At 54.9% G+C, this 25845-nt stretch carries 24 protein-coding genes and 3 tRNA genes; 1 reads left to right on the top strand and 26 read right to left on the bottom strand.

Annotation, left to right across the window (positions count from 1 at the left end):
- Window positions 1–67: 67 nt before the first annotated feature.
- The 21 genes from IT893_RS07855 to IT893_RS07755 form a co-directional block, all read right to left on the bottom strand.
- Entirely contained in the window at window positions 68–535 is a 468-nt protein-coding gene (locus tag IT893_RS07855; protein WP_252724113.1) for a hypothetical protein, read from the bottom strand.
- Window positions 536–1063: 528 nt separating this feature from the next.
- On the bottom strand, window positions 1064–1303 hold the full coding sequence (locus IT893_RS07850) for a DUF1467 family protein (RefSeq protein ID WP_008891214.1): 240 nt from the start codon (window positions 1301–1303) through the stop codon (window positions 1064–1066).
- A 110-nt stretch (window positions 1304–1413) separates the two neighbouring features.
- Window positions 1414–1818, bottom strand: a complete 405-nt coding sequence (gene mce / locus IT893_RS07845) for a methylmalonyl-CoA epimerase (protein WP_008891215.1) — start codon at window positions 1816–1818, stop codon at window positions 1414–1416.
- 107 nt (window positions 1819–1925) lie between these two features.
- A complete protein-coding gene (locus IT893_RS07840; protein WP_197147393.1) occupies window positions 1926–3602 on the bottom strand; it encodes a ribonuclease J in 1677 nt (558 codons plus the stop codon).
- Between the two features lie 73 nt (window positions 3603–3675).
- A complete protein-coding gene (locus tag IT893_RS07835; protein ID WP_008891217.1) occupies window positions 3676–4470 on the bottom strand; it encodes a type III pantothenate kinase in 795 nt (264 codons plus the stop codon).
- Window positions 4471–4513: 43 nt separating this feature from the next.
- Window positions 4514–5272, bottom strand: coding sequence for a biotin--[acetyl-CoA-carboxylase] ligase (locus IT893_RS07830; protein WP_197147392.1), 759 nt, complete (start codon window positions 5270–5272; stop codon window positions 4514–4516).
- A 2-nt stretch (window positions 5273–5274) separates the two neighbouring features.
- Window positions 5275–6714 (bottom strand): NADH-quinone oxidoreductase subunit NuoN, encoded by a 1440-nt coding sequence (gene nuoN, locus IT893_RS07825; protein WP_252724112.1) that lies wholly within the window; start codon window positions 6712–6714, stop codon window positions 5275–5277.
- An 11-nt stretch (window positions 6715–6725) separates the two neighbouring features.
- On the bottom strand, window positions 6726–8243 hold the full coding sequence (locus IT893_RS07820) for an NADH-quinone oxidoreductase subunit M (protein ID WP_008891220.1): 1518 nt from the start codon (window positions 8241–8243) through the stop codon (window positions 6726–6728).
- Between the two features lie 6 nt (window positions 8244–8249).
- Complete coding sequence (gene nuoL, locus IT893_RS07815) at window positions 8250–10253, bottom strand: NADH-quinone oxidoreductase subunit L (protein ID WP_197147391.1); 2004 nt, start codon at window positions 10251–10253, stop codon at window positions 8250–8252.
- A gap of 7 nt (window positions 10254–10260) precedes the next feature.
- Window positions 10261–10569 (bottom strand): NADH-quinone oxidoreductase subunit NuoK, encoded by a 309-nt coding sequence (gene nuoK, locus IT893_RS07810; protein WP_007089416.1) that lies wholly within the window; start codon window positions 10567–10569, stop codon window positions 10261–10263.
- A complete protein-coding gene (locus IT893_RS07805; RefSeq protein WP_008891222.1) occupies window positions 10569–11177 on the bottom strand; it encodes an NADH-quinone oxidoreductase subunit J in 609 nt (202 codons plus the stop codon). Before IT893_RS07805 ends, nuoK begins: the two co-directional genes overlap by 1 nt.
- Window positions 11178–11260: 83 nt before the next feature.
- Complete coding sequence (nuoI, locus tag IT893_RS07800; RefSeq protein WP_008891223.1) at window positions 11261–11749, bottom strand: NADH-quinone oxidoreductase subunit NuoI; 489 nt, start codon at window positions 11747–11749, stop codon at window positions 11261–11263.
- A 31-nt stretch (window positions 11750–11780) separates the two neighbouring features.
- Window positions 11781–12794, bottom strand: a complete 1014-nt coding sequence (gene nuoH, locus IT893_RS07795; protein ID WP_008891224.1) for an NADH-quinone oxidoreductase subunit NuoH — start codon at window positions 12792–12794, stop codon at window positions 11781–11783.
- 87 nt (window positions 12795–12881) lie between these two features.
- Window positions 12882–14942 carry an NADH-quinone oxidoreductase subunit NuoG gene (gene nuoG, locus IT893_RS07790; protein WP_197147390.1) on the bottom strand — a complete coding sequence of 687 codons (2061 nt, stop codon included), beginning with the start codon at window positions 14940–14942 and terminating at the stop codon, window positions 12882–12884.
- Window positions 14943–14969: 27 nt separating this feature from the next.
- Window positions 14970–16250, bottom strand: a complete 1281-nt coding sequence (gene nuoF, locus IT893_RS07785) for an NADH-quinone oxidoreductase subunit NuoF (RefSeq protein ID WP_008891226.1) — start codon at window positions 16248–16250, stop codon at window positions 14970–14972.
- A 1-nt stretch (window position 16251) separates the two neighbouring features.
- Window positions 16252–16914, bottom strand: a complete 663-nt coding sequence (gene nuoE, locus IT893_RS07780) for an NADH-quinone oxidoreductase subunit NuoE (RefSeq protein ID WP_063089383.1) — start codon at window positions 16912–16914, stop codon at window positions 16252–16254.
- Window positions 16911–18089, bottom strand: coding sequence for an NADH-quinone oxidoreductase subunit D (locus IT893_RS07775; RefSeq protein ID WP_064781505.1), 1179 nt, complete (start codon window positions 18087–18089; stop codon window positions 16911–16913). The genes nuoE and IT893_RS07775 overlap by 4 nt, the downstream gene beginning before the upstream one ends.
- The gene (locus IT893_RS07770; RefSeq protein ID WP_008891229.1) at window positions 18089–18718 is read right to left on the bottom strand and encodes an NADH-quinone oxidoreductase subunit C; all 630 of its coding nucleotides are present in this window, start codon (window positions 18716–18718) and stop codon (window positions 18089–18091) included. Before IT893_RS07770 ends, IT893_RS07775 begins: the two co-directional genes overlap by 1 nt.
- Window positions 18719–18737: 19 nt before the next feature.
- Window positions 18738–19280 carry an NADH-quinone oxidoreductase subunit B family protein gene (locus IT893_RS07765; protein ID WP_040823994.1) on the bottom strand — a complete coding sequence of 181 codons (543 nt, stop codon included), beginning with the start codon at window positions 19278–19280 and terminating at the stop codon, window positions 18738–18740.
- Window positions 19271–19636, bottom strand: a complete 366-nt coding sequence (locus IT893_RS07760) for an NADH-quinone oxidoreductase subunit A (protein WP_008891231.1) — start codon at window positions 19634–19636, stop codon at window positions 19271–19273. Before IT893_RS07760 ends, IT893_RS07765 begins: the two co-directional genes overlap by 10 nt.
- 285 nt (window positions 19637–19921) lie before the next feature.
- Window positions 19922–19998: transfer RNA gene (locus IT893_RS07755), tRNA-Asp, on the bottom strand.
- A gap of 311 nt (window positions 19999–20309) precedes the next feature.
- On the opposite strand from IT893_RS07755, the gene fliG reads away from it, so the two are divergent.
- Window positions 20310–21329 (top strand): flagellar motor switch protein FliG, encoded by a 1020-nt coding sequence (gene fliG, locus IT893_RS07750; RefSeq protein WP_008891232.1) that lies wholly within the window; start codon window positions 20310–20312, stop codon window positions 21327–21329.
- Between the two features lie 130 nt (window positions 21330–21459).
- Here the strand turns inward: fliG and IT893_RS07745 are convergent, their stop codons facing one another.
- The 5 genes from IT893_RS07745 to lon form a co-directional block, all read right to left on the bottom strand.
- Entirely contained in the window at window positions 21460–22140 is a 681-nt protein-coding gene (locus IT893_RS07745) for a hypothetical protein (RefSeq protein WP_252724111.1), read from the bottom strand.
- A gap of 180 nt (window positions 22141–22320) precedes the next feature.
- Window positions 22321–22397, bottom strand: a tRNA-Val gene (locus tag IT893_RS07740).
- A gap of 272 nt (window positions 22398–22669) precedes the next feature.
- Window positions 22670–22746: transfer RNA gene (locus tag IT893_RS07735), tRNA-Val, on the bottom strand.
- A gap of 111 nt (window positions 22747–22857) precedes the next feature.
- Window positions 22858–23130, bottom strand: coding sequence for an HU family DNA-binding protein (locus IT893_RS07730; RefSeq protein ID WP_008891813.1), 273 nt, complete (start codon window positions 23128–23130; stop codon window positions 22858–22860).
- Between the two features lie 263 nt (window positions 23131–23393).
- The gene (gene lon, locus IT893_RS07725) at window positions 23394–25805 is read right to left on the bottom strand and encodes an endopeptidase La (protein ID WP_064790436.1); all 2412 of its coding nucleotides are present in this window, start codon (window positions 25803–25805) and stop codon (window positions 23394–23396) included.
- Window positions 25806–25845 lie beyond the last annotated feature (40 nt).

Here is a 25845-nt window from a genome sequence, read left to right as displayed (position 1 = left end):
AGCCGGAACTTGCTTTATATCATCGATGGCTGGTTAAGCGCCAAAGATGGCAAAACGACGACGGCAATCAGCGAAAGCCAGCCTTGCGGCAAGCATCAATCAGTTCAGCGTTATTGGCATCATCGCCAAGTGGCTGATCGTTGAAATAAACCCGCCCGTTGCGATAGGTGATCTTGCCGACATTCTGTTCGCCGCTGACCCCGTCCGGCACGGTAATTCCCGAATATTTGAAGAAGTCGATGGTGACCGGAAATTCGATTTCCTTGGGCAGCGAATTCAAGATGTTGCTGCCCCCATTCAAATCGGCCGGGGCAACCGCATTCCCGCGCACATCGACACCCGGCTTGTACGCCACATCATCATCCGGCACGTGGGTAACCAGTTCCTTGCAGGCAGCACGCGTAACGATGATCGTTGGTGCCGATGCCTCACTTGTTGCTGCAGCATCATCCGCAGCACCGCCATCCGTTTGTTCTGTCGCGGAGGGGAACGGGGATTCGTCCTGCGCGTAGGCCGTGATGAGTGGAGACACCATCAGCATCACCGCAGTCGCAGGAGCCAATAGTCTGATTTTATGACCTAATCCGGCTTTTGAGATAGATTGGACCAATGAAAACTGGGGCATGATTTAGTTTCGTCCTATCTGTGTGCAGTGCAGCAACGATTCATTTGTGAAGTTTGGTCAAAACATCTTGCATAAAAACGAAACATGTGGCTTTTTAGTCGTCCGCTAACGGCGCAAGATCGTTGCGGAAGGCGTATCGCAGCCGCTCATAATATTGCGGGAGGCTTTGTTGCCAATAAGCATACAAGAAGCAGGCGCGACGTCGAAATAAAACCTGTGCATAAGCCCAGGTCTTAGGAGGAAGTATAAAAAGATTACGGGAAAACAGCTATAAAAATAGCGTCTTAGCAAGATCCTTGTGATCTTGCTTTTTTTTTGCCCCTGCACCAATCGACGCGCCAAGCCATGATTTTTCTGCAGGGCTTGCGACGCGCCAAACGACAAAACCCCGCACAAAATGTTGCGGGGTTTTATGTTTTGCGGCGTGGGGCAAACGCCTTATTGCGGCGGCCGGACTTCGATCATGCCGCTGGTGATGACAAACCATGCGACCACCCACAGGATTGCCGAAATCAGACTGGTGGCGAGGATCTTTTTCCACATATGCGGCTTTTCCGGTGCACCGCTGTCATGGCCCGGTTCAACATTTTCGACCCGCTTCACGCCGACCGGCAGCACCATGAACAGAACCAGCCACCAGATAACGATGTAAACAAGAAGTCCGGAAAACCAGTTCATAGGGGTGCCTTCGGGTTGGATGCAGCATCTGAATGTTTAAAAGACGATAGAAACGCCCGACCTGTTTTGCAAGGCCGGACGTTGTGAGGCGGATCTCCTGAGGGGGTAGATCAAACCTGTTCGAGTTCGACCAGGGTTCCGTTGAAATCCTTGGGATGCAAAAACAGAACCGGCTTGCCATGGGCACCGATCTTGGGTTCACCATCGCCCAGAACACGTGCACCACTTGCCTGCAGCTTGTCACGCGCGGCCAGAATGTCATCGACCTCATAGCAGACATGATGAATGCCGCCCGACGCGTTCTTTTCAAGGAAACCCTTGATCGGGGAGTTGTCCCCCAACGGATAGAGCAGTTCGATCTTGGTATTGGGCAGTTCGACAAACACAACCGTCACGCCGTGATCAGGCTCGTCTTGCGGCTCCGAGACCTTTGCGCCCAGAACATCGCGATATTGCGCAATCCCGGCCTCAAGGTCCGGCACAGCAATCGCAACGTGGTTCAGCCGTCCAATCATGGTGTTCTCCTTGCGTCTTTCATCTGCCCGATTGGGGCCAATCTAGGACGGTGAACATCTTTAAGACAACTGCGCTTTTGGTCGAATGCGGTTGCCTGCGTGCTCAATCAGCCCTGCTCTTTCACGCGCGCCAGATGGACTTCGATCAGCGGGCGTTTGCCCATGCGTTGACGCACCGGACGGCGCAGGGCCTGACGGACGGCAAGGATCACCGTGGCATCGTCCATGACTTCTTCGTCATTAAGTTGATCAATGCGATTGCCGATTTCGGCAGCAAATTGATCCAGACGGGTTTCTTCGCCGGGCTCGTCAAACAGGCTGGGGGCTGTGATCATCGGTTCATTGACCATTTCGCCAAACTGGTTGAGCACCACGGTCACAAACATCACGCCGTTCCAAACGATGCGATTGCGGTTACGGAAGGTATCGGCATCGCGTTTGAGCAACCGACCGCCATCAAGGGCGAGAACACCGGCCTCTGCCACGCCGATAACGTGGGCATCGCCGGGCGCCAGCCGAATAACCGTGCCGTCATGCGGGATGACCTGTTCGGGGATCTGGCATTCTGCACCAAGGGCGGCCTGTTCGCACAGATGGCGGGTTTCGCCATGCACCGGCACAAGAATTTTCGGGCGGGTCAGCTGATACATGCGGGTCAGGTCTTCACGGCCCGGATGGCCCGACACGTGGATCGGTTCATCGCGCGCGGTGATGACTTTGACGCCACGGCGAATCAGCAGGTTCTGGATATAGCCGATCGACTTTTCATTGCCAGGAATTTCACGCGCCGAAAACACCACCGTATCACCCGGATCGAGTTGAACCGTCGGATGATCGCCCTTGGCAATGCGCGACAATGCGGCACGCGGTTCGCCCTGTGATCCGGTGCACAGCAAAAGCACCTGATCCTTGGGCACTTCCATCGCGTCTTCGTCGGTCAGAAGGTTCGGATAGCCTTTAAGATAGCCGACTTCACGCGCGGCCTCTGTTACGCGGTTAAGCGACCGGCCGGCAAGCCCGACACAACGACCGTTTTCGTGGGCGGCTTCGATCACGGACTGCACACGGGCAACGTTGGTGGCAAAGCAGGCAACGGCAATGCGCCCCTGCGGGTGTTCGGCGAACAGTTTGGACAGGTTCTTGGCAACGTCGCCTTCGGAGCCTGTTTTGCCCTCTGAGAACACATTGGTCGAATCACAGACCAGCGCCATGACGCCTTCATCGCCCAGGGCTTCGAGCTTTTTGACATCTGATGCCTCGCCAATCTGGGGATCGGGATCGAACTTCCAGTCGCCGGTATGGACAATCAGGCCTTTGGGCGTGCGGATCGCAAGCGCGTTGGGCTCCAGGATCGAGTGCGTCATGGTGACGAATTCGATATCAAAGCAACCAAGCTGGAACCGGCCTCCCAGTTCGATCACATGGATCGGCACCTGGTCGGCAAAATCGGTTTCAGACAGCTTTGCCTTAAGGAATTCGGCGGCAAACGGGGTCGCGTAAATCGGGCATTTCAAACGCGGCCACAGATACGGCACCGCGCCCAAGTGATCTTCGTGCGCGTGGGTCAGGACCAAGCCAAGCAGCTTGTCCTTGCGTTCCTCGATAAAGGTCGGGTCGGGCATGACCACATCGACGCCGGGCAAGCCTTCCTCGCCGAACGAAACCCCCATATCGACCATCAACCATTGATCGTCATAGCCATAAAGGTTCAGGTTCATGCCAATTTCGCCGGAACCTCCGAGCGGCACGAACAAAACGTCATCTTTTGGCAAATACAAATCCACGGAAGCTATATCCTTTGTTTTCGGCGCATCAATTACATGCGGGATAATCGTTCCCCTTGCGTCACGCAAGTCTTTATCCTGTAGGGCGTTCGGTCTGCTGGCTGTTGCGACGATAGATCATCAACAAACCCAGCATGGTCAGATCACCATGCAGATATTCAATTTCATCAACCGCCTTGGTAAAGAGCGGCGCAAGCCCGCCGGTTGCCACGACTTTCATCTGGTCGACATTTTGCTGTTGGCGAATACGCGCAAGCAACCCTTCGATCATCGAGACATAGCCCCAATAGACCCCTGACTGCATGGCTTCGACCGTGTTTTTGCCCACCACACTGCGCGGGGCTTCGATTGCGACCATCGGCAACTGGGCCGCGGCCATATGCAGGGCCTTGATCGACAGGTTGACACCCGGTGCAATCACACCGCCAAGGTAATCACCATTGCCATCGACCACGTCAAAGGTCGTGGCCGTCCCGAAATCAAGCACCACCAGCGGCCCGCCAAACAGTTCGTGGGCGGCAATCGCGTTGACAAGGCGGTCAGCGCCCACCTCGCTTGGTCGGTCCATGATGATTTTCATATCAAGATTGACCGCAGGATCCCCGACAACCATCGGTTCGACGTTGAAATAGCGGCGACACAGGGTCTTGAGGCTGAATTCCGCAGCCGGAACCACAGTGGCAATAATCGCCCCCGTAATCGCATCCTTGGGCACGCCAGACAGCGTGAAAAGATGGTGCAACCACACGCCCAACTCGTCCGCGGTGCGTTCGGTGGTGGTGGAACAGCGCCACTGGCCCTTGATGGTATCGCCATCAAAAACCGCAAAGACGATGTTGGTGTTCCCGGCGTCAATCGCAAGCAACATGATGCTTACAAGCCTCCGCTACAAAGCAAGCTATTTCGTTATATCAGGCGGCAAAGAACACTTCGCCAGCCCCGATGCGGTGCTCAAAACCGCTGTCTTCTCTTAGGATAAGTTCGCCCCCCTCATCAAGCCCGACGAAAGTTCCCTGAAGTTCGCGTTCGGTCAGACGGGCGACAACCGGTTTGCCAATGCCATATCCGCGCGCCAGCCAAGCTTCGCGGATCGGTGCAAAACCGTCCTGTTCCCAGATCGGCAACCAGTGCGCAACGCGCGCAACATAAGTTGATATCAGATCCGTAACCGAAACCGGTGCCCCCAACGCCGCCAATGAGGTTGCCGGGCGTTCGGAATCGTCGGGGAAAAAGGCGACATTTACCCCTGCCCCGATCACAAGATAATCGGTTGCTGCCCCCTGATTGGAGGCACTTTCTAGCAGGATACCGCAAATCTTGCGATCATTGACCATCAGGTCATTGGGCCATTTGCAGTCCGGGCGCACCATACCGCCGGTGACGGTTTCAACCGCCTCGGCCATGGCAACAGCGATCAGGAAGGTCAGACGGGCGGCTTCGGCCAGTGAACAGGTCGGACGCAGCAACAGCGACGAATACAGATTACCCACCGGTGACGACCAGGCACGGCCACGGCGGCCCCGGCCAGACGTCTGGGTTCTGGCTATAACAAGGGCGCCACTTTGGGCGCCCTTGTCTGCGAGGCGCTTGGCCTCTTCATTCGTGCTGTCGACCGCTTCCAGTTCGTGAAGGGTGAAACCTTCGGGAAGACGGATCGTTCGCAATGCCATTCTTACATCCCAAACAGCGATGCCGCGGCAACAGCTGCGCTATCCATCAGCGGGTTCGGGAAGAAGACAAAGGCCAGGATGATGATCGTGGCAACCGCCATGATGACATTCATCTCGGTACCATTGCGATCAAAGCCTTCGACCGGCTCGTCGAAATACATGACCTTGATGATACGCAGGTAGTAATAGGCACTGACAACCGAGGTCACCAGGCCAATTACTGCAAGCGTCACAAGACCGGCATCGACGGCTGCCTTGAAGACATAGAACTTGCCAAAGAAGCCAGCCAGCGGCGGGATACCTGCCATCGAGAACATGAAGATCGCAGTGATCGCAGCCATCAGCGGCTTGGTTTTGGCAAGACCGGCAAGATCGGTGATTTCCTCGTTCATGCGGTCATTCCGACGCATGCACAGGATGACGGCAAAGGTGCCAAGGTTCATGACAAGGTAAATACCCAGATAAACCAGAACACCGGTGACACCTTCTTGCGTGCCTGCGGCCAGACCGACAAGTGCGAAACCAACATGACCGATGGACGAATAGGCCATCAGACGTTTGATGTTTTCCTGACGGAGTGCAGCAAACGAACCAACCGCCATCGACAGGATGGAGATCAGGACAATGATCTGCTGCCAGTCCTCGACAGCACCGCCAAACGGACCAACGGCAACGCGGATGAACAGTGCCAGACCGGCAATCTTCGGGGCAACCGCAAAGAAGGACGTGACCGGGGTCGGCGCACCTTCATAAACGTCCGGGGTCCACATGTGGAACGGAACAGCGGAAACCTTGAAGCACAGACCGGCAAAAATGAAGGCCAGACCAACCAGCGCACCAAGCGGCAGTTCACCACCGACAAGGGTATTGCCCAGAACGGTGAAGTTCGTGGTGCCGGTGAAGCCATAGACCATCGACATGCCATACAGCAGGATGCCCGAGGCGATCGAACCGAGGATGAAGTATTTCAGACCCGATTCCGTCGAACGCACGGTGTCACGGCGGATGGCAGCGACAACATAAAGTGCAAGCGACTGCAGTTCGAGACCGAGATACAGCGACAGCATATCGGTTGCCGAGACCATCGCCATCATGCCAAGGGTGGCAAGAGAGATCAGGATCGGGAACTCGAAGCGTGCCATGTTTTCACGCTCGGCAAAGTTCATGGTCATGATGATGCCGGTTGCAGAACCGATCAGGATCAGGACCTTGCAGAACTTGGCAAACGGATCAGCACTGAACTGACCAAAGAATGCCGAACCACCATCCCCCATCACCACCAGTGCTATGGTAATGACCTGGGCGGCAACTGCCAGCCAGGATACGGTGCGGAAGGATTTGTCCTTGCCTGCGAAAACCCCAAGCATCAACAGCGCCAAGGCAGAAACTGCCATAAACATTTCGGGCAGCGCGGCCCCGAGGTTGAGCATAGAAACTCCCATGTTCATTCCCCTCAATTCGCAGCCAGCTGGGCGGCTTGTGCCGCTGCAGCCTGGGCCGTTTCGACCTGGTTGACGAGGTTCTCAACCGAGACATGCATGATGTCGAGGAAGGAGACCGGATAGACCCCCATCCACAGAACGATGATCACCAGCGGTGCAAAGATAATCCATTCACGCGGGCTCAGATCGAGGATGGTCTTCAGGTTCTCTTTGGTGAGTGCCCCGAAAATAATCCGGCGATAGAGATACAGCGCATAGGCCGCACCAAGGATCAGACCGGTTGCCGCAAAGAAGGCGACCCAGGTGTTGGCTTCGAACGCACCCAGAAGTGCGAGGATTTCACCAACGAACCCGCCCGTACCCGGCAGACCAACAGATGCCATGGTGAAGAACATGAAGATCAGTGCGTAGCTCGGCATACGATGGACAAGACCACCATAGGCGTCGATTTCGCGGGTATGGATACGGTCATAGACCACACCGACACACAGGAAGAGTGCACCGGAAACCACACCGTGGCTGAGCATCTGGAAGATCGAACCTTCGATACCATGCTGGTTAAAGGTGAATGCACCGATGGTCACGATCCCCATGTGCGCGACCGACGAATATGCAATCAGCTTTTTCATGTCCTGCTGCGCAAGGGCGACCAGCGACGTATAGATGATTGCAACAATCGACAGCGTGAAAACGAGCGGTGCGAAGGTTTCAGACGCCAGCGGCATCATCGGCAGCGAGAAACGCAGGAAACCGTAACCACCCATTTTCAACAGCACACCAGCCAGGATCACAGAACCAGCTGTCGGTGCCTCAACGTGGGCATCAGGCAGCCAGGTATGGACCGGCCACATCGGCACCTTGACGGCGAACGATGCAAAGAAGGCCAGCCACAGCCAGAGCTGCATATTATAATCGAAGCCATATTCCATCAGGGTCGGGATATCGGTGGTGCCCGCTTCGAAATACATCGCAAGCAGTGCCACCAGCATCAGGACCGAACCAAGAAGGGTATAAAGGAACAGCTTGAATGCCGCATAGACGCGACGCTGACCACCCCAGACGCCGATGATGATGAACATCGGGATCAGGACACCTTCGAAGAACAGATAGAACAGCAGACCGTCAAGGGCACTGAACATGCCGACCATCATCGTTTCAAGAACGAGGAAGGCGATCATGTATTCCTTCACGCGCTTCTGGATGGCTTCCCATGCCGACAGGATACAAATCGGTGTGAGGAAGGTCGCAAGCAGGACGAAGAGAACGGAAATACCGTCAACGCCCATGTGATAGGAAATGTTCAGACCCGGCATCCAGTCCGCCTGCTCGACGAACTGGAAATCTGCGGTCGTTGCATCGAAGTTCACCCACAGCATCAAGGATACGAGGAACGTGAACCCCGAGGTCCAAAGCGCAACCCAACGGGAATTGCGGGCAACAGTCGCCTCTTCACCATTGATCAGCAGCAGCAGGGCTGCACCGACCAGCGGCAGGAAAGTGACGATCGAAAGAATTGGCCAATCACTCATCGCCCGTTAACCCATCTTCCAAATTGTGTAGGAGACCAGCGCTGCAATGCCGATCAGCATCGCAAATGCATAGTGATAGACGAAACCACTCTGAATGGCGCTGACGCGACGTGCGATGTTACGGCAAGCAGCTGCCACACCATCCGGACCGCAACCATCAATGATGGCACCATCCCCTGATTTCCAGAAGCCATAGCCCAAAGCAAAGGCCGGCTTGACGAAAATCTTGTCATAGAGCTCGTCGAAGTACCATTTGTTCAGCGCGAAGCGGTAAACACCGTTGAAGGTGTTGGCCAGCGTGCGCGGAAGCGACGGCACGACCTTGTACATGACAATCGCAAGCGACAGACCGGTAATCATGGCAACGAACGGTGCCCATTTCACCCAACCCGGAACATGGTGTGCATTTTCCAGAGCGTTGTGGCCTTCGGCCATGAAGAGTGCGCCATTCCAGAAGGTCAGCATTTCTTCAAAGTCGCCGCCACCGAACCAGTCCTTGGCGAACCAGCCGGCAAAGACAGCACCGACGGTCAGGAACAGGAGCGGACCGGTCATGATCGCCGGGCTTTCATGCACGTGCGCCATGGTGCGTTCATCAGCGCGCGGTGCGCCGAAGAAGGTCAGGAAGATCAGACGCCAGCTGTAGAACGAGGTCATCAGAGCCGCAAGGATACCTGCCCAGAACGCATACAGGCCAACACCGGTATGTGCCCCATAGGCGCTTTCAAGGATAAGGTCCTTGGAATAGTAGCCCGCGAAGCCCGGAACACCGGTAATCGCCAACGTCCCGATCACCATCACAGCAAAGGTCAGCGGAACCATTTTGGCGATACCGCCCATCTTGCGCATGTCCTGTTCATCGGACATGGCATGGATGACCGAACCGGCACCAAGGAACAGAAGCGCCTTGAAGAAGCCGTGCGTCATCAGGTGGAAGACACCCGCCGAATAGGCCGACACGCCGCAGGCAAAGAACATATAGCCCAGCTGCGAACAGGTCGAATAGGCAATGACGCGCTTGATGTCGTTCTGAACACAGCCGATGGTCGCTGCGAAGAACGCAGTCGACGCACCAACGATGGTCACGATCATCAGCGTGGTTTCAGCATATTCAAAGATCGGCGACAGACGCGCGACCATGAACACACCGGCCGTCACCATGGTTGCCGCGTGAATAAGGGCGGAAACCGGGGTCGGGCCTTCCATTGCGTCCGGAAGCCAGGTATGCAGACCAAGCTGTGCCGATTTACCCATCGCACCGATGAACAGCAGGAAGCAGGTGATCTCAAGGGCTGAGAATTCATGGCCCAGGAACATCAGGGTCGTGCCCGCGACTTCTTCGGCATTGCCAAAGATGACGTCAAACTGAACGCTGTCGAACAGGACATAAACCGCAAAGATACCAAGGGCAAAGCCGAAGTCACCGACACGGTTGACGATGAAGGCTTTCATCGCAGCCGCCGACGCCGACGGTTTGGAATACCAGAAGCCGATCAGAAGGTAAGATGCCAGACCAACGCCCTCCCAGCCGAAGAACAGCTGGATCAGGTTGTCGGCGGTAATCAGCATCAGCATCGCAAAGGTGAACAGGCTGAGATACGCCATGAAGCGCGGCTTGTCCGGATCATGCGACATATAGCCGATGGAATAGATGTGAACCATCGAGGACACGCCGGTGACAACAATCAGCATCACACAGGTCAGCGTATCAATACGCAGCGACCAGGACGCATCAAAGCTGCCCGAGGAAATCCAGGTAAACAGTTCGATCACAACCGGGTTGCCACCCAGGGCGACATCGACAAAGGCAAAGATCGAAATCACAAAGGAAATCACGACACCGGCCACGGTGACCAGCTGTGCCAGACGATCCGACGAGGACACACCATGATGGTGATGACCATGGCTGTCATGCGGGGCATCCTTTGCGGTCGACATGGCGCCGACCAGCGTGATGGCCCCGGCAAGGATTGCCGCGATCAGGGGCAGGAATACAATCAACGGATACATATCTGCCTTACCCCTTCATCATGTTGATGTCTTCAACCGCGATGGTGCCGCGGTTACGGAAATAGACGACCAGGATCGCCAGACCAATTGCCGCTTCAGCCGCAGCAACCGTCAGAACGAAGATGGTAAATACCTGTCCGACGAGGTCGCCGAGGAACGACGAGAACGCGACCAGATTGATATTGACCGCCAGCAGCATCAGCTCGATCGACATCATGATGATGATGACGTTCTTGCGGTTCATGAAGATGCCGAAGATCCCGAGTGTGAAAAGGATCGCCGCGACGGTCAGATAATGTGCAAGACCGATTTCCATCAGATCCCCCTTCCGACCGGAACTTTTTTGACTTCAAGCGTATCAGCGCGGGTACGCTTGACCTGCTCGGAGATTTTCTGACGACGGACACCTTCACGGTGACGCAGTGTCAGGACAATTGCGCCAATCATCGCAACAAGCAGAACCAGACCAGCCGCCTGGAAGATGTATGCGTAATCGGTGTAGATCAGTTGACCGAGTGCTTCGACGTTGGTCAGACCTGCCGGTGTCGGCTGCGCGAGAACCGCGACCGCCTCATCCGTCAGGGTCCAGCCAGCGCCAACCAGTGCCAGTTCGACAAACAGAACAACCGCGATCAGAACGCCGATCGGCAGGTAGTTCAAAAAGCCCTGACGCATTTCGACAAAGTTAATGTCGAGCATCATGACGACGAACAGGAACAGGACTGCAACCGCGCCGACATAGACGACGACCAGCAGCATGGCGAGAAACTCGGCACCCAGCAGGACGAAAAGTCCGGCTGCGTTAAAGAATGTCAAGATCAGCAACAGTACCGAATGCACCGGGTTGCGAACGGTCACAACCGCAGTCGCGGACAAAACCGCGACGGTAGCAAACAGGTAAAAAGCCAAAGCCTGTACGACCATAAGGTACCCCCTTGGCGAACCGTTGTTGCCCCAATGGCTGGCAACGGCCCATGAACTCTCTTTCTAACGATCAGACGCGACACTTACCGATAAGGTGCGTCTGCCTCCAATCGTGCAGCAAGCTCGGCTTCCCAACGCTCGCCGTTTGCCAGCAGCTTGTCCTTGTCATAGAACAGCTCCTCGCGGTTTTCGGTTGCGAACTCGAAGTTCGGACCTTCGACGATGGCATCCACCGGGCAGGCTTCCTCGCAGAAGCCACAATAGATGCATTTCGTCATATCAATGTCGTAACGCGTGGTACGACGCGAACCATCGTTGCGCGGCTCGACCTCAATGGTGATGGCCTGTGCCGGGCAAATGGCTTCGCAAAGTTTGCAGGCGATGCAACGCTCTTCACCGTTCGGGTAACGGCGCAGTGCGTGTTCGCCACGGAAACGCGGGCTCAGCGGACCTTTTTCGTACGGGTAGTTGATCGTCACCTTGGGCTTGAACATGTATTTCAAGGTGAGCGCCATTCCCGAAACGAGTTCCGCGAGCAGGAAGCTCCGGGCCGTCCGATCAATAAATGACATCGTTTACCTCTCTCTTTCCGATGCGCGGCGATCAGGCCGGGACCTTGTCAAAAACAACGAGGAACGTGGCAACCAGCATGACCCATGCAAACGACAGCGGCAGGAAGATTTTCCAGCCCAGACGCATCAGTTGGTCATAACGGTAACGCGGGAAGGTTGCACGGACCCACAGGAAGATGAACAGAACGAAGCAGATCTTGATGATGAACCAGATTGCGCCCGGGATGAATTCGAGGAACGGCAACGGCGCGCTCCAGCCACCCAGAAACAGAATGGCGCACAGGCCACTCATCAGGATCATGTTCGCGTATTCACCCAGGAAGAACAGCGCAAAGGTCATTGCCGAATAATCGACGTTATAACCCGAGACCAGTTCTGCTTCCGCTTCGGGAAGGTCAAACGGTGCGCGGTTGGTTTCTGCCAGAATGGATACGATGAAGACGATGAACATCGGGAAGTGATAAACGAAGTTCCACTCCCAGATACCACCGACCTGCCCGCGGACAATGTCGCTGAGGTTCAGCGAACCGGTTGTCAGCAGAACCGAGATGATGATCAGGCCAATCGAAATCTCATACGAAACCATCTGGGCGCCGGAACGCAGCGCACCAAGGAAGGCGTATTTGGAGTTCGATGCCCAACCGGCCATCACGATACCGTAAACACCCAGCGAAGAAATCGCGAAGATGTAAAGAATACCGACATTCAGATCGGCCAGAACCATGCCCTCGTCGAACGGAATAACCGCCCAGGCAATGATTGCCAGAATAAAGGTCAGCATCGGGGCGATGATGAACACGCCCTTGTTCGCGCTGCTTGGAATGATTGTTTCTTTCAGAAACAGCTTCAAACCATCGGCAAGCGGCTGCAGAAGGCCAAACGGCCCCACAACGTTCGGGCCCTTACGGAGCTGAATAGCACCGATGACCTTACGCTCGGCGTAGGTCAGATAGGCGACAGCACCCAGCAACGGCAGAACAATCGCCAGAATTTTGGCGACGATCCAGACGAGCGGTTCAATATATCCGTCCCAAAGAAGTTCCATCGGTCAAACCGTATCTTTTGCGTTTCGTCCCAAAATTGGGACACCCCCTTGCGGGATGAGCGACGATCAGATCGTCGCTCCCCTTACTCAGGCAACCTTCTCGGCAGCCGCATCCTTGACAAAGGCCTCAGTACATTTGGCCATCGTCACCGAAGCACGGCTGATCGGGTCAGTCATATAGAAATTGCGAACCGGCGATACAAAGCCATCAGACTTCATGTCACCTGACACACCGAAATCGGTCCATTCTGCCTTGGTCGGAACGTTCAGCGACGCAAAGGTCGGGCTGAGTTCCACCATGCGCGAGCGAACGGCATCGATATTGTTGTATGGCAGGGTCAGATCCAGCGCACCGGACAGTGCACGGACAATCGCCCAGTCCTCACGCGCGTCACCGACCGGGAAGATCGCACGCCAGCCCTGCTGAGCGCGGCCTTCGGTGTTGACATAGGTGCCATTCTTTTCGGTGTAAGCAGCCCCCGGCAGGATCACGTCGGCTGCCTGCGCGCCGGCATCGCCCATCGCACCCTGGTAAATGACAAATGCCTTTTCCAGTTTGCTCATGTCGACTTCGTCAGCACCCAGAAGATAGACAACCTCGATATCGCCTTTGGCAGCACCATCGAGAATATCATTGGTTGCCAGACCGCCCTCACCCGGCACGAAGCCGAGATCAAGACCACCAACACGTGATGCCGCAGTGTGCAGAACGTTAAAGCCGTTCCATTCACCGGAAACCATGCCGTATTTTTCGGCGATGGCGCGGGTGGCAGCAAGAACCGCATCACCGTCTTCACGGTTAAGCGCGCCCATACCGACAATGATCATCGGCTTTTCAGATGCCTTGAGAACCTTGGCGAACTCGTGCTTGCCATCCAGGATTTCCTGGAGGGTGTCCGGACCGGCACCAAGATAATCGTTCTTGTAGGTCGGATCCCACTTTTCACCAATGATGCCGACTTTGAAATCACCAGCGGTCGTGCGCCAGCGTTTGCGCAGACGGGAATTGATGATCGGCGCTTCGGCACGGACATTGGCACCAACGATCAGGCAGGCATCTGCCTCGTCAATACCGGCAATCGTGCTGTTGAAGATATAGGAGGCACGCGGGCCACCGATCTTCGAGCCGTCCTGACGGCAATCAAGGTTCGGCGAGCCAAGCTTACCCATCAGGTCTTTCAGCGCGGTCATCGCTTCACAATCAACCGTGTCACCCGCAAGGGCGGCAATTTTCTTACCATCCAGGCCAGAAACCTTTGCCTTGATCGCAGCAAATGCTTCGTCCCAGCTTGCCGGTTGCAGCTTGCCATCCTTGCGAACATACGGACGGTCAAGGCGCTGACGTTTCAGGCCATCAATGGCGTAACGGGTTTTGTCCGAAATCCATTCTTCGTTGATGTCTTCGTTGGTGCGCGGCAGAACGCGCATCACTTCGCCGGTACGGGCATCGATACGAATGTTCGAGCCAACCGCGTCCATGACATCGACGCTATCGGTTTTCTTGAGCTCCCACGGACGCGCGGTAAACGCATACGGCTTGGAGGTCAGAGCACCGACCGGGCACAGGTCAACCAGGTTGCCTGAAAGCTCGGAATTGATGGAGGCTTCGATATACGGTCCGACTTCGGTGTCCTCGCCACGGTAAACAGCACCCATGGTGCCGACACCGGCGACTTCCTCGGAGAAGCGGACGCAACGGGTGCAGTGGATGCAACGGGTCATGATCGTTTTGACGATCGGGCCCAGTTCCTTGTCCTTTACCGCACGTTTTTTCTCGGCGTAACGTGAAGAGTCAAAACCATAGGCCATGGCCTGGTCCTGAAGATCACATTCACCACCCTGGTCGCAAATCGGGCAATCCAGCGGATGGTTGATCAGCAGGAATTCCATCACGCCATTGCGTGCCTTTTTCACAAGGTCGGAATCGGTTTTGATCACCATTCCATCTGCCGCAGGCATGGCGCAGGATGCGACCGGTTTCGGCGCACGTTCCATTTCCACCAGGCACATACGGCAGTTGCCGGCGATTGACAGGCGTTCGTGATAGCAGAAACGCGGGATTTCCTTACCGGCCTCTTCACAGGCCTGAAGGACTGTCGCCCCGGCTTCTACTTCAACTTCAATACCGTCAACTGTTAGTTTCGGCATGTCTCAATCCCTCTCAACAGGCCTCTCTCAGGCCGCGATCCGTGCGCGATATTCCTTGATCCGACGTTCCATTTCGGGACGGAAGTGACGGATAAGGCCCTGAATCGGCCATGCAGCAGCATCGCCAAGCGCACAAATGGTGTGGCCTTCGACCTGTTTGGTCACATCCCACAACAGATCAATCTCATCGAGCGTGGCTTCGCCGCGAACCATGCGCGTCATCATGCGCATCATCCAGCCGGTACCTTCACGGCACGGCGTGCACTGACCACAGCTTTCATGCTTGTAGAATTCCGACAGACGCGCGATCGCGTAGACAATGTCAGTCGACTTGTCCATGACGATGACAGCAGCGGTCCCAAGACCGGAGCCGACTTCACGCAGACCGTCAAAGTCCATCAGAACGTCATCACAGACGTCTTTTGGCATCAGCGGAACAGACGAACCGCCCGGAATAACCGCAAGAAGGTTGTCCCAGCCGCCACGAACGCCGCCGCAATGCTTTTCGATCAGTTCCTTGAGCGGGATGCTCATGGCTTCTTCGACAGTGCACGGCTTTTCAACGTGTCCGGAAATGGCAAACAGCTTGGTGCCGTGGTTGTTTTCACGGCCAAAACCGGCAAACCACGAACCGCCACGACGCAAAATGGTCGGAACAGCAGCAATTGATTCGACGTTGTTAACCGTGGTCGGGCAACCATAAAGGCCTGCGTTCGCCGGGAACGGCGGTTTCAGGCGCGGCTGGCCTTTTTTACCTTCCAGGCTTTCGATCAGGGCGGTTTCTTCGCCACAGATATAAGCACCGGCACCAAGATGCAGGTAAAGGTCAAAGTCCCAACCGGAACCACAGGCGTTTTTACCGATCAGACCGGCTTCGTATGCCTCGTCAATCGCGCGCTGCAGGTTGGATGCCTCGTGATAGAATTCACCACGGATATAAATATAGGCCGCATGCGCATTCATCGCAAAGCTGGCCAGAAGGCAACCTTCGACCAGGGTGTGCGGATCATTGCGCATGATTTCGCGGTCTTTACAGGTACCCGGCTCGCCTTCGTCGGCGTTCACAACCAGATAGCTCGGACGACCATCGGATTCCTTGGGCATGAAGGACCATTTCAGGCCGGTCGGGAAGCCAGCGCCCCCACGACCACGCATACCGGATGCTTTCATCTCGTCGATGATCCAGTCGCGGCCTTTTTCGATCAATGCCTTGGTACCATCCCAGTTGCCACGGGACTGCGCGCCTTTAAGGCCGAAATCCTGGAAACCATACAGGTTGGTAAAGATACGATCCTTATCCTGCAGCATATCAGGCGTCCCCTTCGCTTGCATCAGCATCCTGCGGGGCTGCGCCGCAGCCACAGAATGCCTTCAGAACCTTCGGACCATCGATCGGCTCGCACCCTTTGCGGCCGCTCTGCGGACCGGCTTTCGGCTTCTCGCCCTTTTTGAGGGCATCGAGGATGGCCTTGGTCGTTTCCGGCGTCAGGTCTTCGTAATAATCGTCGTTGATCTGCATCATCGGTGCGTTGACACACGCCCCAAGACATTCGACTTCGATCATGGTGAACTGACCGTCTTCTGTGGTTTCACCAACGCCAATGCCGAGTTCCTTTTTGCAGGTATCGACAACGTCGGCAGAACCGCGAAGCCAGCACGGCGTGGTGGTGCAAACCTGGATGAAGTTCTTACCCACCGGGGCAAGGTTATACATCGTATAGAAGGTTGCGACCTCGTAGACGCGAATGGCCGGCATTTCGAGCATGTCGGCAATGTAATCCATTGCGACGGTCGGAACCCAGTTACCTTCGGTCTGACGCTGTGCCAGATCAAGCAGCGGCATGACCGCGCTCTGCTGGCGGCCTTCCGGATACTTGGCGATGATCTTCTTTGCCTTTTCCTGATTTTCAGGCGTGAAAGCAAAGCTGGTCGGCTGAAGCTCTTTCGGAGCTGGTCTTCTCAAATGGCTCATCGGTCAATCTCACCGAACACGATATCTAGCGACCCGATATTGGCAACGACGTCGGCCAGCATGTGACCTTTTGACATGAAGTCGATGCCTTGGAGGTGCGGGAACCCCGGGGCGCGGATTTTGCAGCGATACGGACGGTTCGAGCCATCCGAAACAAGATACACACCAAACTCGCCTTTCGGTGCCTCGACCGCGGCATAGCATTCGCCGGCCGGTACGTGGAAACCTTCAGTGAAGAGTTTGAAGTGGTGAATAAGGGCTTCCATCGAACGCTTCATTTCGGCGCGCGACGGCGGTGCCACTTTGTTGTTTTCAACAATGACAGGGCCATCCGGCATATTTTTGATGGCCTGCTTGATGATTTTCAGCGACTGCCACATTTCCTCGAAACGGACAAGGAAGCGGTCATAGCAATCGCCGTTCTTGCCGACAGGAATGTCGAAGTCGAATTCTTCGTAAGAGTCATAGGGCTGCGATTTACGCAGATCCCACGCCAGACCCGAAGCACGGATGTTCGGACCGGTGAAGCCCCAGTCAAGAGCCTCTTCGGCGCTGACGATACCGATATCGACCGTACGCTGTTTGAAGATACGGTTGCCGGTCAGGACGCGGTCGAAGTCTTTCATAAAGATTTCGTACTGGTCTGCCCATGCGTCGATATCATCAAGCAAGCCTGCCGGAAGATCGGCAGCAACGCCACCCGGACGGAAGTAGTTGGCGTGAAGACGGGCGCCACAGGCGCGCTCATAGAATTCCATGAGCTTTTCACGTTCTTCAAAGCCCCACAGAAGCGGGGTCATCGCGCCAACGTCCAGTGCGAACGCGGTCAGGTTCAGAATGTGGTTCAGAATACGACCGATTTCCGCATAAAGAACACGGATATACTGCGCACGCTTGGGCACTTCGACGCCCATCAGCTTTTCGATGGCCAGGCAATATGCATGTTCCTGGTTCATCGGTGCGACATAGTCGAGACGGTCGAAATACGGGGTCGCCTGAATATAGGTCTTATATTCGATCAGCTTTTCCGTACCACGGTGCAGAAGACCAATATGCGGGTCGGAACGTTCGACGACTTCGCCGTCCATTTCCAGAACCAAACGCAGAACGCCGTGCGCCGCAGGGTGCTGCGGGCCGAAGTTCATGGTCATGTTTTTGATTTTTTGTTCGGACATCAGGCGTTGCCCTCCGCCTTTTCATCACCCGGAAGAACATGCTGGATGCCTTCCCATGGGCTTTCGAAATCGAAATTACGGAAATCCTGAACCAGTTTGACCGGCTCGTAGACAACACGCTTCTGTTCGTCGTCATAACGCACTTCGACATACCCGGTCAGCGGGAAGTCCTTGCGCAGCGGATGACCTTCAAAACCGTAATCGGTCAGAATACGGCGGGGATCCGGATGACCGGCGAAGAAGATACCGTACATGTCCCACGCTTCGCGCTCGAACCAGTCGGCGGCGCTGAACAGCGAAACACAGCTTGGTACCGGGGTATCTTCGTCAGTACGGACCTTCACACGAATGCGCAGGTTATGCTTGAGAGACAGCAGGTGATAGACAACGTCGAAACGCTCAATACGTTCCGGGTAGTCTGCACCACAAACATCAATCAGCTGCTTGAACAAGCAGCCGGTATCATCCCGAAGGAAGGTCAGAACTTTAAGGATATCATCGCGCTTGGCGACGATGGTCAGCTCGCCGTAACGAATCTCGCTTTCGAGAATTTCGTTGGCCAGCTGTGACGCCACCAGATCTTTCAGATCTTTCAAAGCAGCGCTGTTATCGCTGAGCAGTTCGCTCATGCAAGCCCCCTATTACGGATCAGCGTGTCAGGACACCGGTACGGCGGATTTTCTTTTGCAGCTGCATCACGCCATAAATCAGCGCTTCGGCTGTCGGCGGGCACCCGGGAACGTATACGTCCACCGGCACAACGCGATCACAACCGCGTACCACCGAATAAGAATAGTGATAGTAACCGCCGCCATTGGCGCACGAGCCCATCGAAATAACCCAGCGCGGCTCTGCCATCTGGTCATAGACCTTACGCAGTGCCGGGGCCATTTTGTTGGTCAGGGTACCAGCAACGATCATCACGTCCGACTGACGCGGGCTTGGGCGGAAAACCAGACCATAACGGTCAAGGTCATAACGCGACGCCGCCGAATGCATCATCTCAACAGCACAGCAGGCCAGACCGAAAGTCATCGGCCACAAGGAACCGGTGCTTGCCCAGCTTGCGAGTTTATCGAGATTGGCAAGGACAAAGCCCTTGTCGTTCATCTCGTCAAACACGCCCTTAAGCATTGCATCCTGATCCGAACCGGGTGCCAGGGGTGCGCCTGAGTTGGTGCTCACTCCCATTCCAAAGCTCCCTTCTTCCATTCGTAGATAAAGCCGACCGTCAAAACAGCCAGGAAGATCACCATCGATACAAAGCCGAATGTTCCGATATCACCGAGGGTTACAGCCCACGGGAACAGGAAGGCGACTTCGAGGTCGAAAATAATGAACAAGATTGCGACCAGATAGAACCGAACGTCGAACTTGATGCGCGCGTCTTCGAACGGCGCAAACCCGCATTCGTACGCGGACAATTTCTCAACATCCGGTGCCTGCTTGGCAAGAACCAGCGACGCGATGACGATTACCGCCGAAAGACCGACGGCGATCCCGATGAACACCAGGATCGGAAGATATTCCGAAAGAAGCTCTTGCATCTCTCTGACCTCTCAAGAACAGGCCTTTTGACCCGACCAGGTCCCCACCTGGCCAATTACGGCGCACCATAACGTATGCACCGCACAAGTTCCAGTCCCCAAGCACGTTGAACATGCTCTAAGACCGGAAACTTTCTAATCTTTTTACCGTTTACTATCGTCCGATATCGGGCTGGACGTCGAGATGATCAAGACCCAATCGTGCGAAGCAGCATTAGCAACACAAGAAAAGGCGACCGCGGAAAAGACAATTCGCCCCAAAAAAAGACAACAGATGATGGATCATGGCGCGAGCGACGAGACTTGAACTCGCGGCCTCCGGCGTGACAGGCCGGCGCTCTAACCAACTGAGCTACGCCCGCAAAATGACCATCAATCGGCGCGCCTTTGTTAGACCACCCCCCAAACCAAGTCAAGCAGCTAGCAACGATTTCAACCCATTCGACAATTGCGCCCGCAAACATCACCCTTTGCGGGGTAATTTGCCCCCGAAATTGTACGGCATTAATCAATTTTGTACATTTAGGGCGCTTTATACCGATGGGGCTTTGCAAAGGGGTGTCGGCTTTTATAGAATTGTTGACAAATAACCCCTATCTTACGGTGCGATAGAGGCAGGTTCGGGCGTCAGGTTCCACCCCGAACAGAGTCATTACGACGGAGAAGACCACCCGTGGGGCGCGTAAAAGAAGAATACAGATCACTGGCCGGACCTGAAAAGGCAGCGATTCTCATGCTTGCTCTTGGGGAAGAGCACGCAACCAAGATGTTCAGCATGATGGATGACGAGGAAATCAAAGAGATTTCCCAAACCATGTCGAGCCTGGGTACGATCAACTCTAATATCGTTGAGCGCCTTTTTGTCGAATTCGCTGACCAGCTTTCTTCAACCGGGTCACTGGTCGGTTCGTTTGATACCACCGAACGCCTGCTTTCCAAGGTTCTGCCAGAAGACCGTGTGAACGGCATCATGGAAGAGATCCGCGGTCCTGCGGGTCGTACCATGTGGGACAAACTGAACAACGTGAACGAAGCGGTTCTGGCGAACTACCTTAAAAACGAATATCCGCAGACCGTCGGTGTGGTTCTGTCCAAACTCAAACCCGCACATTCTGCGTCGGTTCTGTCTCTTTTGCCGGAAAACTTCTCGATGGAAGTCATCATGCGTATGTTGCGCATGGAAGCGGTTCAGAAAGAAGTCCTCGATAACATTGAAAAGACGCTGCGCACCGAGTTCATGTCGAACCTTGCGCGCGGTTCGCGTGGTGATAACCACGAACTGATGGCGGATATCTTCAACAGCCTTGACCGCCAAAGTCAGGACCGTTTTCTTACTGCGCTTGAAGAGCGCAACCGTGATTCGGCCGAGAAGATCAAGGCGCTTATGTTCACCTTCGAAGACCTTGCGCGGCTTGACAACAACGGCGTTCAGACCCTGCTGCGTCAGGTCGAAAAGGACAAACTTGCCCTGGCGCTGAAAGGCTCGACCGATCAGATGCGCGACCTGTTCTTCAAGAATATGTCCGAACGTGCCGGCAAGATGATGAAGGAAGATATGGATGCGCTTGGCCCGGTCCGTCTGTCCGACGTCGAAGAGTCGCAGATGATGATTGTTCAGCTGGCCAAGGAACTCGCCGCACAGGGCCAGATCGTCATTTCCGAAGGCGGTGCCGAAGACGAAATGGTCTTCTAGCCCCCAACAAAATGTCGCAACTGCACAAACACCAAAGGGACAGCCAATGCTGTCCCTTTTTTGTTCGTAAGGCGCGATCAGCCGGGGACACATCCCCAAGCTAGCTAAGGCTAAGCTAAGCTACCCTACCCTAGCCGAGAATGACGTTGGGGACTGGATCAGAGATCGACCGAATTTCCCAGCGCAGGCGGTTCTGACCGTTGATTTCACGGAACTCTGCCGCGTTGTGGCTCCGAACCCCTGCGGTCGTGCGAACCTCGATCTTGCCGGTCATCTGGTAACCGAGTGCGGTCAGACGGTCCTGATATTGATCGGGGACAAAGCCACCGCGAATTTCAACGATGTTTCGTTCGGAATTAAAGAACATTTCCAGTATGCGCGATTGTCGGCGGACAAAGACAAAACTTTTTTCGCGCATGATGTTGCCGCGCTTTTCATAGACCATGTTAAACACACCGCGCCCGGCATAGGTCAGCTGTCTAACAGACGAATCGCGCTTGAGATCTGCCAGAACCTTGGCGACCTTTTCCTTTTCACCCTCCGCATCCAGGCTTTTATCCAGAAGGCCTTGGGTAATGTTTGGCTGCACCAGCAAACCACGATAGCTCAGCCGGTAATCGCCATTACGCTCCATGGAAAGATCAATGGTGAAGGCCTCCGGCAGATAGCAGCTGGCAAGCATTACCGGCAGGCACAGAACAATCAGAACCTGTCGGCATACCGACCATGCTTGACGCACTAACCGCCGTGGTACTGCCGCAGTGCTGATACGCTCAGGGCCAGACGGATGGCGGGCCGGATTACTGTTCATCTTGAAGGTTCCGATTCTCTTGACCATGGCATCAACAGTGCCTGTCTGCCGACCAAGCGTCAACTGATACAAGCCCCTGCCCGAAGGACGATATGGGGAAGCAAAGCAACTGCTTACAAGAGATCGCGATACGCAAAAACCAGATACGAAAAAAGGCAGCCTTTAGGGCTGCCTTTATCATGGTGGGTGATGAGAGATTCGAACTCCCGACCCTCTCGGTGTAAACGAGATGCTCTAACCAGCTGAGCTAATCACCCTTTTGCAAACCGCGCTGTTCTGCGGAAGCGGGCGGAACTTACCATGGTTTCCCCAAAAAGCAATGCCAGTTTTGCATAAAAATGTAACTTCTATTTCAGGGCGGATTATCTTTGGCAAATGCTCAACCCAAGCCAGCCAAAACGCGATGATTTCCCCGTATTTTCAGGCAGATGATACAAGCGTCCAGCGGGTCTGAGACGCCAAACATGGGCATGATGATTCGCAAAGATCGGGAAAACAAAAAAGGCAGCCTTTAGGGCTGCCTTTATCATGGTGGGTGATGAGAGATTCGAACTCCCGACCCTCTCGGTGTAAACGAGATGCTCTAACCAGCTGAGCTAATCACCCGTCTTCTTGGGGTCCATTGCCCCGAAGCGGAGCGGAACATAGCATGGATTTTCCAAAAAGCAATGCCGGTGACGCAAGTCACCGGCATTTTTTAGCTGAACATCGTCAAACTTAGTTGACGGCGTCCTTAAGGCCTTTACCAGCCTTGAACTTCGGCTGTTTCGATGCCGGGATGTCGATTTCTTCACCGGTGCGCGGGTTGCGACCTTTTGAAGCAGCGCGAGCAGCGACAGCGAAGGTACCGAAACCAACCAGACGAACTTCGTCGCCGGATTTCAGAGAATCGGTGATGGAATCGAAAACAGCGTCTACTGCCTTGGCAGCGTCAGCTTTGGACAGATCAGCTTTAGCAGCTACACTTCCAACGAGATCGTTTTTATTCACTTCCTGGCCCCCTTGTTTGGACGTTCGGAGTTATGAGGAAATTTGGTTTGCCCCAAACCTGTTGCATGGGCAGTGTAAGCAGGTCGCAAACAGCTCGTCAATGCGAGAGACGCAGTTTTCTGCGGTTTTTGACGTTTTTTTCGATTTTTTGCGCTTTACACCAATCCTGACATGTTCCTGCGCCGATTCTTGGGCAAAGTTATCCACAGAAAAAGGGGGCCGACAGTGTCGGCCCCCTTGTTTTCTGCGCGTTACGACGATCCTTAGTGAGTCGTCACACCGCCGATTTCCGATTCTTCACCGTCCTTGGATTTGACAGCAACGTCATCAACCTCTTCTTCCCACTCGATCGGGACAAGCGGATTGACCAAAGCATGGCTCAGAACTTCGTCAACATGCGACACCGGAATGATTTCCATGCCGCGTTTGACATTGTCCGGAATCTCTTCGAGATCCTTTTCGTTTTCCTGCGGGATCAGAACGGTTTTTACCCCGCCGCGCAAGGCCGCCAAGAGCTTTTCTTTCAAACCGCCAATCGCAAGCACACGGCCACGCAGCGTGACTTCGCCGGTCATCGCAACGTCCTTGCGCACCGGGTTGCCGGTCAGAACCGAAACAACCGAGGTCACCATACCAACACCGGCCGACGGGCCGTCTTTGGGGGTGGCCCCTTCTGGCACGTGAACGTGGATGTCACGTTTCTGGAACAAGGTCGGCTTGATCCCGAAATCAACCGCACGCGAACGGACAAACGACGTCGCCGCCTGGATTGATTCCGTCATGACTTCACCGAGTTTACCGGTGGTTTTCATGTTGCCCTTGCCCGGCACGGTAACAGATTCGATCTGAAGCAGATCACCACCGAACTCGGTATAGGCAAGACCGGTAACAACACCAACCTGATCTTCACCCTCGGTCTCGCCGAAGCGGAACTTGCGGATACCGGCATATTTGCCAAGTGTGCGCGGGGTGACACGCACCGTTTTCAGGTTTTCAAGCATGATCCGCTTGGTCGCCTTACGGGCCAGCTTGGCCAGTTCGCGCTCAAGGTTACGCACACCAGCTTCGCGGGTGTAATACCGGATCAGATCACGAAGTGCTTCGTCCGAGATGCTCCATTCCCCTTTCTTCAGGCCGTTATCCTTGACCTGCTTGGGAATGAGGTGACGTTTGGCGATCTCGACTTTTTCGTCTTCGGTGTAACCGGAAATTCGGATGATTTCCATACGGTCAAGCAGCGGCTGCTGCATGCGAAGCGAGTTGGCCGTGGTGACAAACATCACATCCGAAAGATCGTAATCGACTTCGAGATAGTGATCGTTAAAGGTCGAGTTCTGTTCCGGATCCAATACCTCAAGCAGTGCCGAGGCCGGATCACCGCGGAAGTCCGAACCCATCTTTTCGATCTCGTCGAGAAGGAACAGCGGGTTGGAATATTTCGCCTTTTTCATGCCCTGAACAATCTTGCCCGGCATCGACCCGATATAGGTCCGGCGGTGACCGCGGATTTCGGATTCATCGCGAACCCCACCGAGTGACATGCGCACAAAGCTGCGCCCGGTCGCATTGGCCATCGATTTGCCAAGCGAGGTTTTACCAACACCGGGAGGACCAACAAGGCAAAGGATCGGACCTTTGACCTTTTTGGTGCGCGCCTGAACCGCAAGATATTCAAGGATGCGTTCCTTGACCTTTTCCAGACCGTAATGCTCCTTGTCGAGTACCTTCTTGGCCTTTTTCAGGTCATGGGAAACACGCGAACGTTTGTTCCACGGAATGGACACCATCCAGTCAAGATAGTTGCGCACCACGGTGGCTTCTGCCGACATCGGGCTCATATTGCGCAGTTTCTTGAGCTCTGCCTGTGCCTTTTCCTTGGCTTCCTTGGGCATTTTGGCCTTGTTCAGCTTCTCTTCGATTTCAGAAGCTTCATCCTTGCCATCTTCGCCTTCGCCCAGTTCCTTCTGAATGGCTTTGAGCTGTTCATTCAGATAGTACTCGCGCTGGGTTTTCTCCATCTGGCGTTTGACGCGGTTGCGGATCTTCTTTTCAACCTGCAACACGCCAATTTCGGATTCCATGAAGCCGAAAATACGTTCCAGACGATCGCCAACCAGCTTGGTTTCCAGCAATTCCTGCTTTTCGGAAATCTTCAGCGACAGGTGGGATGCTACCGTATCGGCAAGCTTGGCCGGTTCTTCGATCTGATTGACCGAAACCAGAACTTCAGGCGGAATTTTCTTGTTCAGTTTGATGTACTGTTCGAACTGGGTGACGACAGAACGGGCCAGCGCTTCGAGTTCGCTGTCATCCTCGTCACTGTCTTCACGCACCGAACCATAGGCCTGGAAGAATTCCGGGTTATCAACGTAGCCGGTAATTTCGGCACGTTTCCCGCCTTCAACCAATACCTTGACGGTTCCGTCCGGCAGCTTGAGAAGCTGCAAGACAGTTGCGACAGTACCAATTTCATAGAGATCTTCGACAGCCGGGTCATCAAGACCGGCGTCTTTCTGGGTGACAAGCAGGATCTGCTTGTCTTCGCGCATCACATCTTCGAGTGCACGCACCGATTTCTCACGTCCGACAAACAGCGGAACAATCATGTGCGGGAACACGACAATGTCACGCAACGGCAGCACCGGGTATATTTCGCCACGCGCCAATTCGACCATTATGTTCTTTCCCTACTCTGAGCCGTAACGCTGCTGTGCG

Source organism: Thalassospira sp. A40-3 (genome assembly GCF_015871485.1).
GTDB lineage: Bacteria > Pseudomonadota > Alphaproteobacteria > Rhodospirillales > Thalassospiraceae > Thalassospira > Thalassospira tepidiphila.
The sequence above is the reverse complement of the archived record's forward strand: the minus strand, read 5'-3'. Positions and strand labels throughout refer to the sequence as shown.

Coding starts and splice junctions, on each gene's coding strand:
- IT893_RS07830 (WP_197147392.1), bottom strand. CDS start 5,272: ATGGCATTGCGAACGATCCGTCTTCCCGAAGGTTTCACCCTTCACGAA.
- nuoH (WP_008891224.1), bottom strand. CDS start 12,794: ATGGAACTTCTTTGGGACGGATATATTGAACCGCTCGTCTGGATCGTC.
- IT893_RS07855 (WP_252724113.1), bottom strand. CDS start 535: ATGGTGTCTCCACTCATCACGGCCTACGCGCAGGACGAATCCCCGTTC.
- IT893_RS07770 (WP_008891229.1), bottom strand. CDS start 18,718: ATGAGCGAACTGCTCAGCGATAACAGCGCTGCTTTGAAAGATCTGAAA.
- nuoL (WP_197147391.1), bottom strand. CDS start 10,253: ATGTATCCGTTGATTGTATTCCTGCCCCTGATCGCGGCAATCCTTGCC.
- nuoI (WP_008891223.1), bottom strand. CDS start 11,749: ATGTCATTTATTGATCGGACGGCCCGGAGCTTCCTGCTCGCGGAACTC.
- nuoN (WP_252724112.1), bottom strand. CDS start 6,714: ATGGGAGTTTCTATGCTCAACCTCGGGGCCGCGCTGCCCGAAATGTTT.
- IT893_RS07760 (WP_008891231.1), bottom strand. CDS start 19,636: ATGCAAGAGCTTCTTTCGGAATATCTTCCGATCCTGGTGTTCATCGGG.
- IT893_RS07820 (WP_008891220.1), bottom strand. CDS start 8,243: ATGAGTGATTGGCCAATTCTTTCGATCGTCACTTTCCTGCCGCTGGTC.
- IT893_RS07765 (WP_040823994.1), bottom strand. CDS start 19,280: ATGGGAGTGAGCACCAACTCAGGCGCACCCCTGGCACCCGGTTCGGAT.
- IT893_RS07805 (WP_008891222.1), bottom strand. CDS start 11,177: ATGGTCGTACAGGCTTTGGCTTTTTACCTGTTTGCTACCGTCGCGGTT.
- mce (WP_008891215.1), bottom strand. CDS start 1,818: ATGATTGGACGGCTGAACCACGTTGCGATTGCTGTGCCGGACCTTGAG.
- nuoK (WP_007089416.1), bottom strand. CDS start 10,569: ATGGAAATCGGTCTTGCACATTATCTGACCGTCGCGGCGATCCTTTTC.
- IT893_RS07850 (WP_008891214.1), bottom strand. CDS start 1,303: ATGAACTGGTTTTCCGGACTTCTTGTTTACATCGTTATCTGGTGGCTG.
- lon (WP_064790436.1), bottom strand. CDS start 25,805: ATGGTCGAATTGGCGCGTGGCGAAATATACCCGGTGCTGCCGTTGCGT.
- nuoG (WP_197147390.1), bottom strand. CDS start 14,942: ATGCCGAAACTAACAGTTGACGGTATTGAAGTTGAAGTAGAAGCCGGG.
- IT893_RS07775 (WP_064781505.1), bottom strand. CDS start 18,089: ATGTCCGAACAAAAAATCAAAAACATGACCATGAACTTCGGCCCGCAG.
- IT893_RS07745 (WP_252724111.1), bottom strand. CDS start 22,140: ATGAACAGTAATCCGGCCCGCCATCCGTCTGGCCCTGAGCGTATCAGC.
- nuoF (WP_008891226.1), bottom strand. CDS start 16,250: ATGCTGCAGGATAAGGATCGTATCTTTACCAACCTGTATGGTTTCCAG.
- nuoE (WP_063089383.1), bottom strand. CDS start 16,914: ATGAGCCATTTGAGAAGACCAGCTCCGAAAGAGCTTCAGCCGACCAGC.
- IT893_RS07835 (WP_008891217.1), bottom strand. CDS start 4,470: ATGTTGCTTGCGATTGACGCCGGGAACACCAACATCGTCTTTGCGGTT.